General features: G+C 59.2%; 14 protein-coding genes and 1 tRNA gene. 14 read left to right on the plus strand and 1 reads right to left on the minus strand.

The features are described 5' to 3' along the window. The first annotated feature begins 3 nt into the window (after positions 1–3). From flgJ to secF, 9 genes are all read left to right on the plus strand, one after another. Complete coding sequence (gene flgJ, locus BM344_RS00725; RefSeq protein ID WP_091990637.1) at positions 4–990, plus strand: flagellar assembly peptidoglycan hydrolase FlgJ; 987 nt, start codon at positions 4–6, stop codon at positions 988–990. A gap of 5 nt (positions 991–995) precedes the next feature. After that, complete coding sequence (flgK, locus tag BM344_RS00730; protein ID WP_091984855.1) at positions 996–3,032, plus strand: flagellar hook-associated protein FlgK; 2,037 nt, start codon at positions 996–998, stop codon at positions 3,030–3,032. A gap of 18 nt (positions 3,033–3,050) precedes the next feature. Further along, on the plus strand, positions 3,051–4,274 hold the full coding sequence (gene flgL, locus BM344_RS00735; RefSeq protein ID WP_091984858.1) for a flagellar hook-associated protein FlgL: 1,224 nt from the start codon (positions 3,051–3,053) through the stop codon (positions 4,272–4,274). Between the two features lie 82 nt (positions 4,275–4,356). Next, positions 4,357–4,443: transfer RNA gene (locus BM344_RS00740), tRNA-Leu, on the plus strand. Positions 4,444–4,478: 35 nt separating this feature from the next. Further along, positions 4,479–5,531 carry a tRNA preQ1(34) S-adenosylmethionine ribosyltransferase-isomerase QueA gene (gene queA, locus BM344_RS00745; RefSeq protein WP_091984861.1) on the plus strand — a complete coding sequence of 351 codons (1,053 nt, stop codon included), beginning with the start codon at positions 4,479–4,481 and terminating at the stop codon, positions 5,529–5,531. Positions 5,532–5,545: 14 nt separating this feature from the next. Continuing rightward, complete coding sequence (tgt, locus tag BM344_RS00750; RefSeq protein ID WP_091990640.1) at positions 5,546–6,667, plus strand: tRNA guanosine(34) transglycosylase Tgt; 1,122 nt, start codon at positions 5,546–5,548, stop codon at positions 6,665–6,667. Between the two features lie 113 nt (positions 6,668–6,780). Further along, complete coding sequence (yajC, locus tag BM344_RS00755; RefSeq protein WP_407656833.1) at positions 6,781–7,059, plus strand: preprotein translocase subunit YajC; 279 nt, start codon at positions 6,781–6,783, stop codon at positions 7,057–7,059. Positions 7,060–7,153: 94 nt separating this feature from the next. Next, positions 7,154–9,028 carry a protein translocase subunit SecD gene (gene secD, locus BM344_RS00760; protein WP_091984867.1) on the plus strand — a complete coding sequence of 625 codons (1,875 nt, stop codon included), beginning with the start codon at positions 7,154–7,156 and terminating at the stop codon, positions 9,026–9,028. Next, positions 9,021–9,974 carry a protein translocase subunit SecF gene (gene secF / locus BM344_RS00765; RefSeq protein ID WP_091984870.1) on the plus strand — a complete coding sequence of 318 codons (954 nt, stop codon included), beginning with the start codon at positions 9,021–9,023 and terminating at the stop codon, positions 9,972–9,974. Before secD ends, secF begins: the two co-directional genes overlap by 8 nt. A 66-nt stretch (positions 9,975–10,040) precedes the next feature. Here secF and BM344_RS00770 read toward each other — a convergent pair whose 3' ends face one another. Next, entirely contained in the window at positions 10,041–10,841 is an 801-nt protein-coding gene (locus BM344_RS00770; RefSeq protein WP_091990641.1) for an inositol monophosphatase family protein, read from the minus strand. 184 nt (positions 10,842–11,025) lie between these two features. Between BM344_RS00770 and trmJ the strand changes: the two genes are divergently transcribed. The 5 genes from trmJ (at position 11,026) to ndk (ending at position 14,897) form a co-directional block, all read left to right on the plus strand. Continuing rightward, entirely contained in the window at positions 11,026–11,889 is an 864-nt protein-coding gene (trmJ, locus tag BM344_RS00775) for a tRNA (cytosine(32)/uridine(32)-2'-O)-methyltransferase TrmJ (RefSeq protein WP_091984873.1), read from the plus strand. Further along, positions 11,882–12,655 carry a serine O-acetyltransferase gene (gene cysE, locus BM344_RS00780; RefSeq protein ID WP_091984875.1) on the plus strand — a complete coding sequence of 258 codons (774 nt, stop codon included), beginning with the start codon at positions 11,882–11,884 and terminating at the stop codon, positions 12,653–12,655. The genes trmJ and cysE overlap by 8 nt, the downstream gene beginning before the upstream one ends. Positions 12,656–12,730: 75 nt before the next feature. Further along, positions 12,731–13,228 carry a Fe-S cluster assembly transcriptional regulator IscR gene (gene iscR, locus BM344_RS00785; RefSeq protein WP_091984878.1) on the plus strand — a complete coding sequence of 166 codons (498 nt, stop codon included), beginning with the start codon at positions 12,731–12,733 and terminating at the stop codon, positions 13,226–13,228. Positions 13,229–13,251: 23 nt separating this feature from the next. Then, complete coding sequence (locus tag BM344_RS00790) at positions 13,252–14,400, plus strand: IscS subfamily cysteine desulfurase (protein WP_091984881.1); 1,149 nt, start codon at positions 13,252–13,254, stop codon at positions 14,398–14,400. 68 nt (positions 14,401–14,468) lie between these two features. Next, on the plus strand, positions 14,469–14,897 hold the full coding sequence (gene ndk, locus BM344_RS00795; protein WP_091984885.1) for a nucleoside-diphosphate kinase: 429 nt from the start codon (positions 14,469–14,471) through the stop codon (positions 14,895–14,897). Positions 14,898–14,917 lie beyond the last annotated feature (20 nt).

The raw sequence follows: 14,917 nt of genomic DNA on the forward strand, positions 1-14,917 counted from the left end.
ATGATGCAGGATTACAAGGTTCAACAGGCGCAGGTCTATACCGATTTCAACGGCCTGAACGCGCTCAAAGCCCAGGCCCGGACTGACAAGCAGGCGGCGCTTCGGGAAGTGGCGCGCCAGTTCGAGAGCCTGTTCCTGTCCGAAATGCTCAAGTCTATGCGCAAGGCTGGTGATGTGTTCGCCGAAGGCAACTACCTCAACAGCAACCAGTCCGAGCTTTACCGGGACATGTTCGACAACCAGATGAGCCTGACCATGGCCGGTGGCAAGGGCAGTGGTCTGGCCGAAGCGCTTGTACGGCAGCTCAGTCGCCAGATTCCCGGCATGGACGGGGAGGGTGATCGTCTGGCAGGGCACAAGGCCACGCTGGCGGATTACGATCGCAGCCTTCCTGCGCTGTCCATCCGTCTGCCCGAGCAGGTTCGGGAAGTGACCGCTATGGCGGACCAGGTGTCAACTGCGGCCACTGAAGAGGCAGCGGTATTCCCCGAACGCTTCGAGTCGCCGGAACACTTCGTTCGTGAGTTGCTGCCCGTGGCCCAGAGGATAAGCCGCGACTCCGGCATTGATCCGAAGTTGATGGTTGCCCAGGCCGCGCTCGAAACCGGCTGGGGACGCCACATGATCAGGGGTGAACAGGGCGAGCCCAGCTTCAACCTGTTCGGCATCAAGGCCGATCGTCGCTGGCAGGGCGATGCGGTATCCATCACCACAACCGAATATCGGGAAGGTCTGCCCATGAAAGAGCAGGCCAGTTTCCGGGCCTATCCGGACTATGAGGCCAGCTTCCGTGATTACGTGTCGTTCCTGGAATCCAACCCTCGGTACCGGGAGGTGCTGGCGGTAGCAGACCAGCCTGAGGTGTTTGCCGAAAGGCTGCAGCAGGCCGGCTATGCAACCGACCCCGAATACGGCAGCAAGATTCGACAGATCATGGGCCGTGATTCACTGATGACGCTGTCCCTGGGCAGTGAAGGAATGAAGGAGTAAGCGATATGGCGGGGCTGATAGGTATTGGTCTGACCGGCATTCTGAGTCATCAGACGGCACTGAACACCACCGGTAACAACATTACCAACGCCAACACCCCTGGCTATAGCCGCCAGGAGGTGCTGTTCGAGACCCAGGAAGGCCAGCGCACGGGCGCCGGTTCCATCGGCAGCGGTGTCAACGTGTCCGACATTCGCCGGCTGGCCAACGAGTTCCTGGTGCAACAGGTGCGCGAGGACAGCACTCTGTATGGGGAGCAGGAGGCGCTGAACTCGGAGTTGTCCCGGCTCGACAACCTGTTGGGTGGCGAAACCACCGGGCTGAGCAATGCCCTGAACAATTTCTTCGCCAGTTTGCAGAACGCCGCCGAGGATCCCACGTCTTTACCCCAGCGCCAGCTTGTGCTGAGCGAAGCCCAGCAGGTGATCAATCGATTCCAGGCGCTCAATCAGGAATTCATCCAGCAGCGCGAGTCCATCAAGACACAGATGCAGCAGGGCGTTAAAGATGCCAATACCCTGATCAAGAGCATTGCCGAGTTGAACCTGGCGATATCCGAATCACCGGGCATTGCCCAGGGCCGGATGCCCAACGAGCTGCTGGATAAGCGGGATGAGAAACTTCGTCAATTGTCCGAGCTGGTCAGTATCAAGGTAACGCCCACCGAAGGCAGCCAGGTGAACGTGTCACTGTCAAACGGTCTGGCCCTGGTGGTTGGCAGCGACCCATCGACCCTGGGCACCCGGGAGAGTGCCGAAGACCCAACCCGCCTGGAATTCACCCTGACTAATGGCGGCCGCACGCTCAATATTGATGAACAGATTACCGGCGGCAAGCTCGGTGGCCTGATGCGTTTTGACAATGAGGGGCTGAAGCCGGCATTCGACGAACTCGGGCGGATTGCCCTGGCCATCTCTGACGCCATCAACCAGCAGCATGAGATCGGAATGGATCTGGAAGGCGACCTCGGTGGCCCCTTCTTCAATGACATCAATTCCCTGGAGGCCCAGCGCAGCCGTGTTGTGCCCAATGGCAACAATGCCATTACCACCACGGGCCAGCTTGCCGTGGAAATAACAGACAGTTCGGCTTTGCCCGCCGGTCGTTGGACGCTTCAGTTCAGCGGCGATGGCCGCAACTTCGAGCTGATTGACCAGGCCAGCGGTAGAACCGTGAACCAGGGTCGTCTGCCGGATCCGCCGCAGTCTGAGATCAGCATGCCGGGCTTTAACATCCGGGTGGAGGGCGGCACCTTCAATGCCGGCGACAAGTTCCTGATCCAGCCCAGCCGCAATGCCGCAGAGGCCATCGGTCTTGTGGTCAGTCGGGAAGAGGACCTGGCGTTTGCCAGCCCGATACGGGCCACCGCCAGTGACGCCAACATTGGCACCGGCAAAATCGACCAGGGCACCATGCTGGATGTTCGTAACCCGTTTACCAACTCCTTGCTGCCGGGCTTCCAGACCGCCGGAGAGCTTGCCAACGGACCCCTGACGGTGTCCTTCACGGCGGGTGGTCCCACGGGCCTGCAGTATCAGGTAACCGAGGCACCGCCATCCGGCGCGGTGGTAGCCAGCGGCAATTACGATCCGAACCAGATCAACACCCTGTTTGAGGAGGACCCTGCGGTTGCAGGCGCGCTCTACCAGGGCTACCAGTTCCGCATGACGGGCGAGCCCGCGGTGGGAGATACCTTCACCATCGAGTACAACACCAACGGTGTGTCCGACAACCGCAACGCCGAGCTGCTGGCGGCCCTGGGCACCGCGAACACTCTGAACGGCGGCAGCCAGAGTTTTGCGGAAGGGTACGCGGGCCTGGTTGAGGATATCGGGGTGAAAACCCGTCAAAGCCAGTTGGATGTGGACGCGGGCAAAACCCTTCTTGAGCAGTCGACTAATCAGCGGGAATCGGTGTCGGGTGTCAACCTGGATGAAGAAGCGGGCAGGCTGATCCAGTACCAGGCGGCCTACAACGCCTCGGCCCAGGTGATGTCCGTCGCTCAGGACCTGTTTAACACGCTGTTGCAGAGCTTCCGGTAATTGGTGAGGTGATTTGACATGATCAGGATTTCATCGCAACAGATTTTTTCGGGCGGCATCAATCGGCTGCAGGAACTGAACAGCAGCCTGAATAACACCCAGCAACAGATCTCCACTGGCAAGCGTGTCAACAAGCCCTCGGACGATCCGGTAGCCGCGGCCCGTATCCTGAAACTGAATCAGGAGCTGTCGCGGGTGGAGACCTACCAGCGCAATGTGGATCTGGCCGAAAATCGACTGAAACAGGAAGAGAATGCGCTTTCCAGCTCCATCGATGTGATTCAGCGCATTCGGGAGCTCACCGTTCAGGCTGGCAATGGATCGCTCTCTCCCAATGACCGGCGCTCCATCTCCTCCGAACTGCAGGAGCGCCTTGGGCAACTGGCCAACATTGCAAACACCCGGGATGCCTCAGGCGAATATATCTTCAGCGGATTCCAGGGCTCGGTGAAGGCATTTGAGCAGGATGCGACCGGAAGCTGGCGCTACCAGGGTGACGAGGGCCAGCGTGTACTGGAGATAGACGATGGTGTGACCGTGCCCATCAGCGATAACGGCAAGGATATCTTCGTCCGGGTACCGGCTGCGATTACCGGTGAACACACCAACGTGGCTACTGCGGGCGCATCAATCTCCGGGGTCAGCCTGGTGAACGAGGCCGCGCTTGCAGCCGAGTATCCGAATTCGTTCCCCGACGACATTACTCTGGAAGTTGACGCCGGTGGCAACGTCATTGCCACTGACAGCCAGGGCGATGTGTTGACCGTGACCCCGCCCACCTACCAGAGCGGTGAGCCATTTAACGTCGCCGGGATGGAAGTGACTCTCGCTGACGTCGTGCCCGGGGCAGGTGATGTCTTTACCTTGAAGATCAACGAGAAGCAGTCGGTGTTCGGTACTATCGAAAACCTGATTGCCGGCCTGAACAGCATTGACAAGACCACGCCCCAGGGCCAGGCCCAGTACGACGATCTGATCGCCAATTCCCTGATCAATCTGGATAACGCCCAGGAGAGCATCATCCTGAAGCAGACCGAGCTGGGCGGACGCATGAACGCCGTTGAATCCACCAAGACGTTTCTTGAGGATTCCTCGGTCTACAGCAACGAGATACGCTCCCAGTTACAGGATGTGGACTACGCCGAAGCCATCAGCAACCTGAGTTTCCAGAGCTTTGTCCTGCAGGCTGCGCAGCAGTCGTTTGCCCAGGTGTCCCAGCTTTCTCTGTTCGATCGGCTGTAAAGGGCTGAGCCGGCGGGCCATTGTGCTCGCTGGCTTATTGCTTTCGCGAATGAGCTCAGTATAATCGCCCACACTCTCCGATGGCGGCGTGGTGAAATTGGTAGACACGACGGATTCAAAATCCGTTGGGGTAAAACCCGTGGCGGTTCGAGTCCGCCCGCCGCTACCATCTTCTTTCCTTCGGCGTCGTTATTAGTCCAGCTCATGAATGTCTCCGATTTTCATTTCGACCTGCCGGACGAGCTGATCGCCCGCTATCCGCTCAAAGAGCGCAGTGCGTCCCGACTTCTTTGCCTCGATGGTCCCACTGGCGAACTTACCCACCGGGTGTTCAGTGATCTGCCGTCCATGCTCCGGCCGGGAGACCTTCTGGTATTCAACGACACCCGTGTCATTCCGGCCCGACTGTTTGGCCGGAAAGAAACCGGTGGTCAGGTTGAGGTGCTCGTGGAGCGGGTAACGGGTGAGCATGAGATGCTGGCCCACGTGCGCGCATCCAAAGCTCTCAAACCAGGACAGAGGGTGTTCCTGGAAGACGGCTCCGCGCTTCGGATGACTGGCCGTAACGACGCACTGTTCCAATTGGAGACCGAATCGGCAGAGCCACTGCTGGCGGTGCTCGAGCGCATCGGCCACATGCCGTTGCCGCCTTACGTGGATCGACCCGACGAGAGTACCGACCGGGAGCGCTACCAGACCGTATACGCGCGCGAGGCAGGGGCCGTCGCTGCACCTACTGCCGGTCTGCACTTCGACGAGCCGCTGTTGGAAACCCTGGCGGCAGCGGGCGTTGAAAGCACATTTGTAACGCTGCACGTTGGCGCCGGGACCTTCCAGCCAGTCCGGGTAGACCGGATTGAGGACCACACCATGCACAGCGAGATCGTCAAGGTCAGCCAGCAGACGGTGGACGCGGTTGAGCGCACCCGCGCCCGCGGTGGTCGCGTGGTGGCGGTTGGTACCACGTCTGTGCGCTCGCTGGAGTCAGCCAGTGCAGACGGACGGCTGTCGGCCTTTCAGGGCGAAACCGACATCTTCATTTACCCGGGTTACCGGTTCCAGACCGTCGACGCCCTGATCACCAATTTCCATCTGCCGGAGTCCACCCTGATCATGCTGGTCAGTGCGTTTGCCGGCTACGACAACGTCATGGCCGCCTACCGGGAAGCCGTCTCGGAACGCTACCGGTTTTTCAGCTACGGTGACGCCATGTTTATTACCGGACAACAGCCCAGTCGCGGCGCGGAGGCCATGTGAGCCAGACCTGTTTCATGTCGTTTGAAAAACTGGGTGAGGACGGTCGTGCCCGTCGCGGGCGTCTGACCTTTCCCCGGGGCACAGTTGAAACCCCGGCGTTCATGCCCGTAGGCACCTACGGCACGGTGAAGGGCATGCTGCCCAGGGACATCCAGGAAATCGGCGCAGAAATTATTCTGGGCAACACCTTTCACCTGATGCTGAGGCCAGGTACGGAGGTGGTGAAGGCCCACGGCGATCTGCACGATTTTACCCAGTGGCACGGTCCCATCCTTACCGACTCCGGCGGATTCCAGGTGTTCAGCCTGGGTGAGATGCGCAAGATAACCGAGGAGGGCGTGACCTTCCGCTCACCGGTGGACGGCTCACCCGTGGAGCTTAACCCGGAAATTGCCATTCAGGTTCAGCGGGATCTGGGCTCGGATATTGTTATGATCTTTGATGAGTGTACTCCCTATCCGGCGACCGAGCGCCAGGCGAAGGAATCCATGGAATTGTCCCTGCGTTGGGCCCAGCGCAGCAAGGATGCCCACGAGGGCAACCCGGCGGCGCTGTTCGGCATTGTTCAGGGGGGGATGTACGAAGGGCTGCGGGATGTGTCCCTGGAAGGCCTGACCGACATCGGCTTTGATGGTTATGCGATTGGCGGGCTGTCTGTGGGGGAGCCCAAGGAAGACATGATCCGCATCCTCGACCATCTACCGCCGAAAATGCCCGAGGATAAGCCCCGTTATCTCATGGGAGTAGGGCGGCCAGAGGACATCGTGGAGGCAGTGCGTCGTGGCGTGGATATGTTCGACTGCGTGATGCCCACGCGCAATGCCCGGAATGGTTATCTGTTCACCTCCACCGGTATCGTCAAGATCCGCAACGCGCGACACCGTCACGATACCGCGCCGCTGGACGAACGCTGTGACTGCTACACCTGCCAGAATTTTTCGAGAAGTTATCTGCATCATCTGGATAAGTGTGGAGAAATGCTTGGCTCCCAGTTGAATACAATCCATAACCTGCGGTTCTACCAGAACCTCATGGCCGGATTGCGTGGGGCCATTGAAGCAGGTACATTGTCGGACTTTGTAACCAACTTCTACGCCCTGCGCGGGGAGGCTGTGCCGCCCCTGCACAAGGTTTAAACGATTTGCTCAACCAACGGAGATACTCGATGAAATCAATCAAAATGCTCGTTGCCGCACTGATGGCGCTGATGCCCACTCTGGCCTTGGCTCAGGATCCTGGTGCGCAGGGGATGGGCGTTATGGGCCAGGTGATCTTCTTTGCCGGCTTTATCCTGATTTTCTATTTCCTGATCTGGCGGCCGCAGTCCAAGCGCGCGAAAGAGCACAAGGCGCTGATGTCCGGCCTGAACAAGGGTGACGAAGTGGTTACCTCTGGCGGTGTGGCTGGCAAGATTACCAAGGTGACCGACGATTTCATCGTTGTAGAGGTCGCTGACAATGTCGAGATCAAGGTGCAGAAAGTTGCCGTTGCCGCGGCCTTGCCCAAAGGTACGCTCAAGGACATCTGAGCGGGACCATTGAGCCGGCCATCCCCGGTGGCCGGTTGGAATCTTCCTGGCAGAAACACCAAGGCCGGCCGCTAGGCCGGCTACAAGGGATCCCATGCTGAACAAGTATCCGCTCTGGAAAAACCTGGTTATCCTGGTCGCGCTCGTGATCGGGTTTATTTACGCCTTGCCCAACCTCTTCCCCGACGACTACGCCATTCAGATCACCGGCGCCCGCAGCAGTACCGAAGTCAATGCCGGTGTGCTCGACAGGGCGGTGGATGTGCTTGAAAAGCAGGGAATTGAAGTCAAAAGCAGTTCCCTGCAGGAGCGGGATGCCCTGATCCGCCTCACCACCTCCGACGATCAGTTGCGGGCCCGCCCCCTGGTTCAGGCCGCCCTGGGTAACGAATATCTGGTGGCGCTGAACATGGCTGCCTCCACGCCGGATTGGCTGCGGAGCCTTGGCGCCGGCCCCATGAAGCTGGGTCTTGATCTTCGCGGTGGGGTTCACTTCCTGCTGGAAGTGGATATGGAAACGGCGGTAGCCCAGCGTCTTGAAGCGATGTCCGGGCAGATCAAACGTGAATTGAGGGAAGAGCGGATCCGGTATCGCGGCGGCGATGTCCAGGATAACCGAGAAATCGTTCTCAGCTTCCGGGACGAAGCCTCCCGGGCAGAAGCCTTTGATCTGGTGCGTAACCAGTACAACGAATTCCTGCTGGATGAGCAGACCCAGGGCGACGAGTACCTTCTTGTGCTTACTCTGTCGGAAGCCGAGATTTCCGCCATTCAGGACTACGCCCTGGAGCAGAACCTGACCACCATCCGTAACCGTGTAAACGAGCTGGGTGTTGCCGAGCCACTGGTGCAGCAGCAGGGTGCGGACAGGATTATCGTCGAACTGCCCGGCGTGCAGGATACGGCGCAGGCCAAGCGTGTTCTTGGTGCCACGGCCAACCTCGAGTTCCGTATGGAGGCACGTCAGGACGCGCCGAGCAGTGAGACGGAAGAGTTCAGTTTCCGCGACCAGCCACAGCGTACCGCCCGGCTCGAGCAGGAAGTCATCGCCACTGGTAACAACGTGGCCAACGCCCAGCAGGCGTTTGACGAAAACGGCCAGCCCCAGGTGAATATCACCATGGATTCGGTGGGTGGCGACCTGATGAATAGAGCTACCCGTAACGCCATCGGTCGTCGTATGGCGGTTCTGTTCATTGAATACCGGACCGAGACCGAGACGCGAATGGTGGATGGCGAACCCCGGGAATTTGAGAACCGGGTCGTCGAGAAGGGCATCATTAGTCTTGCCACGGTTCAGTCAGCGCTGGGCAGCAGCTTCCGGATAACGGGTCTGGACTCCATCCCCGAGGCCGCAGAACTTGCTCTGCTGCTGAGGGCAGGCGCCCTGGCGGCACCGATGTACTTTGTCCAGGAGCGCACCATTGGTCCTAGCCTGGGTCAGAAGAACATTGATGCAGGAATGATGTCGGTTGCCCTCGGCTTTGGTCTGGTGTTGCTCTACATGCTGGTCTACTACCGTGGGTTTGGCCTGATTGCCAACATCGCACTTACCCTCAACCTGATGTTGCTGGTGGCGTGCATGTCGATTCTTTCCGCCACACTCACGCTGCCGGGTATTGCGGGGATCGTGCTCACCGTGGGTATGGCCGTGGACGCCAACGTGCTGATTTTCGAGCGCATAAAAGAAGAGTTGAAGGCCGGGGTTCCGCCCCAGACAGCCATCAGCGCCGGTTACTCCCGCGCATTCGTCTCCATCTTTGATGCCAACATCACCACGCTGCTGGTGGCAGTAATCCTGTTTGCCATGGGCTCTGGCCCCGTGAAAGGCTTCGCGGTGACCCTGTGTATCGGTATCCTCACCTCGATGTTCTCCGGCCTGATGGTCAGCCGCAGCATCGTCAACCTTGTATACGGCGGCCGCAGGGTCGAGAAACTGTCGATCGGAGGAAAGCTCGCCAATGTCTGAAGATCAGAAGCAACCGTTTGATTTTATGGGGCTCCGGAAGATTGCTTCCGGCCTTTCCATAACCCTGATCGTTATTTCCATAGCCCTGCTGGCCACCCGTGGTCTGAACCTGGGCATGGACTTTACCGGGGGTACCTCGGTGGAATTCGAATACGCCGAGGCGCCCGAGCTGGACGACATCCGTAACAGGCTGGACAGTGCAGGCTACGAGCAGTTCTCCGTTCAGAATTTCGGCGCCGACACAACAGTATTGGTCCGGATGGCCGAGGCCGACAACGACAAGCTGGCACCGGAGGTGACGCGAATCCTCAAGGAGGGTGGCGTAGACCTTGAACTGGTGAGCTCCGAGTTTGTCGGCTCTCAGGTCGGTGAGCAGCTGAAGGAAGACAGCGGCCTGGGCCTGCTGATTGCCCTTGCCGTGGTACTGATTTACGTGGGCATGCGGTTCCAGTTCAAGTTCGGTATCGCGTCGGTAGTGCCGCTGGCTCACGACGTCATCATCGTGCTGGGTGTGTTTGCCCTGTTCCAGTGGACGTTTGACCTGACGGTACTCGCCGCCCTGCTTGCGGTTATCGGCTACTCCCTGAACGATACCATCGTGGTCGCGGACCGCATTCGGGAGAATTTCCGGAAGATGCGGGTGGGCGAGCCCTGGGACATCATTAACGAATCCATCCACCAGACCATTGCCCGGACCATCAACACATCCGGTACAACGTTGGTGGTTCTGCTGGCCCTGTATCTGCTCGGTGGAGAGGCCATCAACAACTTCGCGTTGGCGCTGATCATCGGTGTTGTGGTGGGTACCTATTCCTCCATTTACGTGTCTGCCAACCTGTTGATGGTGATGGGTGTGACCCGCGAAGACCTGATTGTCCCGCCCAAGGAGGGCGTAGGCGATCCGGACCAGGAAGAGCAGCCCCCGGAATGGCTTAACCGGATGTAAATGTCCGGCCCATAAAAAAACCGCCCTTAGTGGGCGGTTTTTTTGTGTCCGCGTTCGGCTGCTGGATCAGCGCGGCAGGCGGCCCCGGAACGGGTGCAGAACCTTAAGGACTTCCCGGAACAGTTTCGGGTTGGCGACAACCAGTTGGCGGGCACCGGCGGTAGACGGATTGCCGGAGAAATCACCGGTAAGGGCGCCAGATTCCATCGCCAGGGTAACGCCCAGATCCAGCTCAGCGGGCTCCGGCCGGAAAATAATGGCTGCATCCATCAGGCCTGCAGACACGCGGGCAACGTCCAGAACCACGCAGCCTGAGGTGCGGAACATACCGGAATCCCGCGCCAGGGTGGCTGCCATCTCGCCCCAGAGCAACGGATCATCACTCCTGCGAGCCTGATCCAGAACGTTAGTGGCAATGGCGGCTTTCTCGGTCAGTTTGATCTCAGAGGTGCGAACACGCCGGCTGTTCAGGGCGGCCCCGTGGCCACGGCTGGCAGAGTATTCCTCGCCTGTAACCGGATTGACGATCAACAGGTTCTCGGTCCGATTGTTGCGCTTCTGGCACAGGGCCAGGGCAAACTCGGGAATGCCCCGGAGAAAGTTCTCGCGTCCCAGTACCGGAAAAACGTGCCAGCTTTTTTCACTGTCGCCCGCATTGGCTTCGTTCAGAGGTGCAATGCTGTGGTCCTTGTAGGCCTTCTCCAGCTGTTCGACGAAGTTGTCGTAGATGGACTGCTCAACCCGTTCCAGCTGGCGGCGACGGTCTGCGTCGTCCTTGCCGGTGGGTTCCTGGCGCTCGAAATGGGCTTTCAGGTAGTCAGACCCCTGACGCGCAACGCGCAGGGCCATTTTAATCGCTGGTTGCATCTGAGTGATCATTATCCGGGTGTGTGAAGGCCGCGTATGATAGCAAAAGATCACAGGCCTTGTATGTTTTTTGACTCAGCAATAGCACGGATGAGTCACGGGGTGCGGCTTCTTCGGAGGCGCGGAGCGGGGTTGGTTTCTGGTATCATTCGCGGCCCGACTATCAACCTTGGAACGTCTCAGAATGCATAAAAGCGCACTGCCACAGGAAGGAACCGAAACCTTCCAGGACCAGATCCGCATTGTTCTGGTTGAAACGTCCCATTCCGGCAACATAGGCGCAGTGGCCCGCGCCATGAAAAACATGGGGCTGGGCAATCTCTGGCTGGTTCGCCCTGCATCCTTTCCCGATGAGGCCTCCTATGCCCGGGCAGCCGGCGCTGCAGACGTGCTGGATCACGCCAGGGTGGTGTCGTCGCTGGAAGAGGCGTTAGCAGACTGCGTACTGGTTATGGGCACCAGCGCCCGGGGCAGGAAGGTGCCCTGGCCCGTGTGTGCACCGCCGGAAGCCGCGGTGGCCGCGGCAGACCATGCCGGCAGCGGCCCGGTGGCGCTGGTTTTCGGGCGGGAGAATAGTGGCCTCACCAATGACGAGCTTCAGCGGTGTCATTACCACATTCATATACCATCTAACCCGGACTACAGTTCCCTGAACCTGGCCATGGCTGTCCAGGTCATGTGCTACGAATTGCGCATGCATTATCTGAGGAGCCTTGAAGATGGTCAGGCCAGCCCATACTTAAAGCCGATGGCGCGCCCCGGAGACGAAGGCTGGGATGTGCCGCCTGCGAGGGTTGACGAAGTGGAAGGTTTCTTTGGCCATCTGGAGCAGGTGCTGATCGATGTGGATTTCCACCGCCGGGAAAACCCCAGGCAGCTTATGACCCGCTTGCGGAGGCTGTTTCAGAGAGCCAGACTGGATCAGATGGAAATCAATATACTCCGCGGCATCCTGACCGCCGTTCAGAAAGCGGCTGGTGCGCGGGGCAACAGTAAATCAACCGAGGCCGGAAGCACGGTTGCGGGACAGGACAATGGCGATGTTTGAGCGTTTGCGGGAAGACGTTAACAGTGTGTTTCACCGCGATCCGGCGGCCCGGAACACGTTCGAGGTGCTGACCAACTACCCGGGTCTGCACGCGTTGCTTTTCCACCGGTTTTCTCACTGGCTCTGGCGGCTGGGACTGAAATGGCTGGCGCGTACGATTTCGACCATTGCGCGGTGGCTGACGGGGATAGAAATTCATCCCGGCGCGACCATCGGGCGAAGATTCTTTATCGACCACGGAATGGGGGTCGTAATCGGCGAGACCACGGTCATTGGTGACGACGTCACCCTGTATCAGGGTGTGACGCTTGGCGGCACCAGTTGGAACAAGGGTAAGCGGCATCCCACTATTGGTAATAACGTGGTGGTGGGGGCCGGTGCCAAGATTCTGGGGCCATTTGAGGTTGGCGAGGGTGCCAAGATCGGATCCAATTCGGTGGTTACCAAGGCGGTACCTGCTGGAGCCACGGTGGTTGGTATCCCGGGACGCGTGGTGGTGAAGCGCAAGGGCGAGGACGATGTCCGGCGCAAGGAAATGGAAGAGCGGATGGGTTTCGATGCCTACGGCGTAACCGAGGAGATGCCGGACCCGGTGGCTCGGGCGATGCGTTCGCTGCTTGACCATATGCATGTGGTGGATGATCGCATCGAGAATATGTGCAAGGCCCTGAGGAAAGTGAACAGCGAGTACCAGAATGGCAAGCTTCCGCCCCTGCAGGAAGAGGATTTCGACTGCGTGAGGGACGACGATGAGGTGCGTCGGTGAATACTTGACTGAAATGGTTGGTCAATTCATACTCGACAGGCGTTTTGAGATTCATTCCCGTCAGGGGCTGACCCTATGAAGTTGACCACCAAAGGCCGCTATGCCGTCACGGCTATGCTTGACCTGGCTCTGCACGGAGATCAGGGGCCGGTGAGTCTGGCTGACATCTCGGCCCGGCAGGAAATTTCTCTGTCCTATCTGGAACAACTCTTCTCCCGCCTGCGCAGGCAGAAGCTGGTCACCAGCATTCGGGGGCCGGGCGGAGGTTATCGCCTCAGCCGACCGGCAACCGACGTCTACATAGCGGAAGTGGTCGATGCGGTTAGCGAATCCCTCGATACCACCCGCTGCGGTAACAAGGGTGACTGCCAGAATGGCGAGAAGTGCCTCACCCACCACCTCTGGTCCGATCTGAGCGATCAGATTCATCAGTTTCTCAGCGAAATCAGCCTGGGAGACTTGATGAAGAAACATGAAATTCGCGAAGTTGCGGACCGGCAGAATCGCCGCCAGTCTGACGACGGTTGCGAAACAATCAACACCGAACGCCTGTCCGATCAGGCGCCGGCCTGACAGATACACAAAGCCTGAAACCCATGAAAAAGCCCGTCTATCTGGATTACGCGGCTACGACGCCCGTTGATCCCGCCGTTGCAGATGAAATGGTCAAATACCTCACCCTGGAAGGTGTTTTCGGCAACCCAGCGTCTCGCTCCCACGCGTACGGGTGGCAGGCTGAGGCAGCCGTCGAGTCAGCCCGGAAGCAGGTCGCGAGCCTGATCCATGCTGACCCGAGAGAGATTGTCTGGACCTCGGGGGCGACGGAATCCGACAACCTGGCCATCAAGGGTGCGGTTGCCAACGCAGTGAATCCCCACATCGTGACGTCGAAGATCGAACATAAGGCCGTGCTGGATACCTGCAAATGGTTGGAGCAGAACGGCGTGGAGGTAACGTGGCTGGATCCGCAGCCAGACGGCACCATCCAGCCACAGCAGGTGTTCGAGGCAGTCCGGGACAACACCACGCTGGTTACACTGATGCTCGTCAACAACGAATTGGGGACGGTGACGGATGTTGCCACCATTGGTGAAGAGCTACGTCGGCGTGGCGTGCTTTTTCACGTCGATGCCGCGCAGGCTGCGGGCAAGCTGCCGGTTGATGTGACCACCATGCCGGTGGATCTGATGTCGCTGTCGGGCCACAAGGTGTATGGCCCGAAAGGGGTGGGCGCCCTTTACGTGCGCCGATCGCCGGATGTACGCATCGAGGCCCAGATTCACGGCGGCGGGCACGAAAGGGGGATGCGCTCGGGCACCCTGCCCACGCACCAGATCGTGGGCATGGGCGCGGCCTTCGCGTTGGCCCAGGCACAGCTGGACGAAGAAATTTCCAGGCTGGAGGCGCTTCGGGTGGCGTTTCTTGCCGGGCTGGAACACCTTGAGGGTGTTAGCTTGAATGGCAGCCGGGAACATCGAGTGCCGGGTCTGGTCAATCTTTCCTTTGAGGGCGTTGAGGCGGAATCCTTGATGCTGGGCCTTCGGGACCTCGCGGTCTCTTCCGGCTCCGCCTGCGCCTCCGCTACGGTTGAGCCTTCCTATGTGCTTCGGGGCATTGGTCTTGACGATGAGCAGGCCCACCGAGCCCTGCGTTTTTCCCTGGGTCGATTCACTACGCCGGAAGAGGTGGCGTTCGCCACCTCGCAAATTGTTGATGTTGTTAGCCGGCTTCGCGCTGTGCGGTAGGAAGTTTGCCCCGGACTGCGTATAATCGCAGGCCTGAATTTTTACCATCCACAAACTGGAGAAAGACCATGGCAACTGAGCGCACGCTCTCTATTATCAAGCCCGATGCTGTAGCCAAAAACGTAATCGGCGAAATCTACAGCCGCTTCGAGAAAGCTGGCCTGAACATCGTTGCGGCCAAGATGATGCACCTGACCCAGGAGCAGGCGGAGGGCTTCTACGCGGAGCACAAGGAACGGCCTTTCTTCAACGACCTGGTTGCCTTCATGACCTCTGGTCCCGTGGTGGTTCAGGTTCTGGAAGGCGAGGGCGCCATTCTGAAAAATCGTGACCTGATGGGTGCAACCAACCCGAAGGAAGCTGAAGCCGGCACCATCCGTGCGGATTTTGCCTCCTCCATTGACGCCAACGCGGTTCACGGTTCCGACTCCGCTGCGTCTGCCGAGCGCGAGATCGCCTACTTTTTCAACGACGACGAGATCTGTCCGCGGGGCTGATTGCGTCGATGGGAGACGGC

This window comes from Marinobacter gudaonensis, from assembly GCF_900115175.1.
GTDB lineage: Bacteria > Pseudomonadota > Gammaproteobacteria > Pseudomonadales > Oleiphilaceae > Marinobacter > Marinobacter gudaonensis.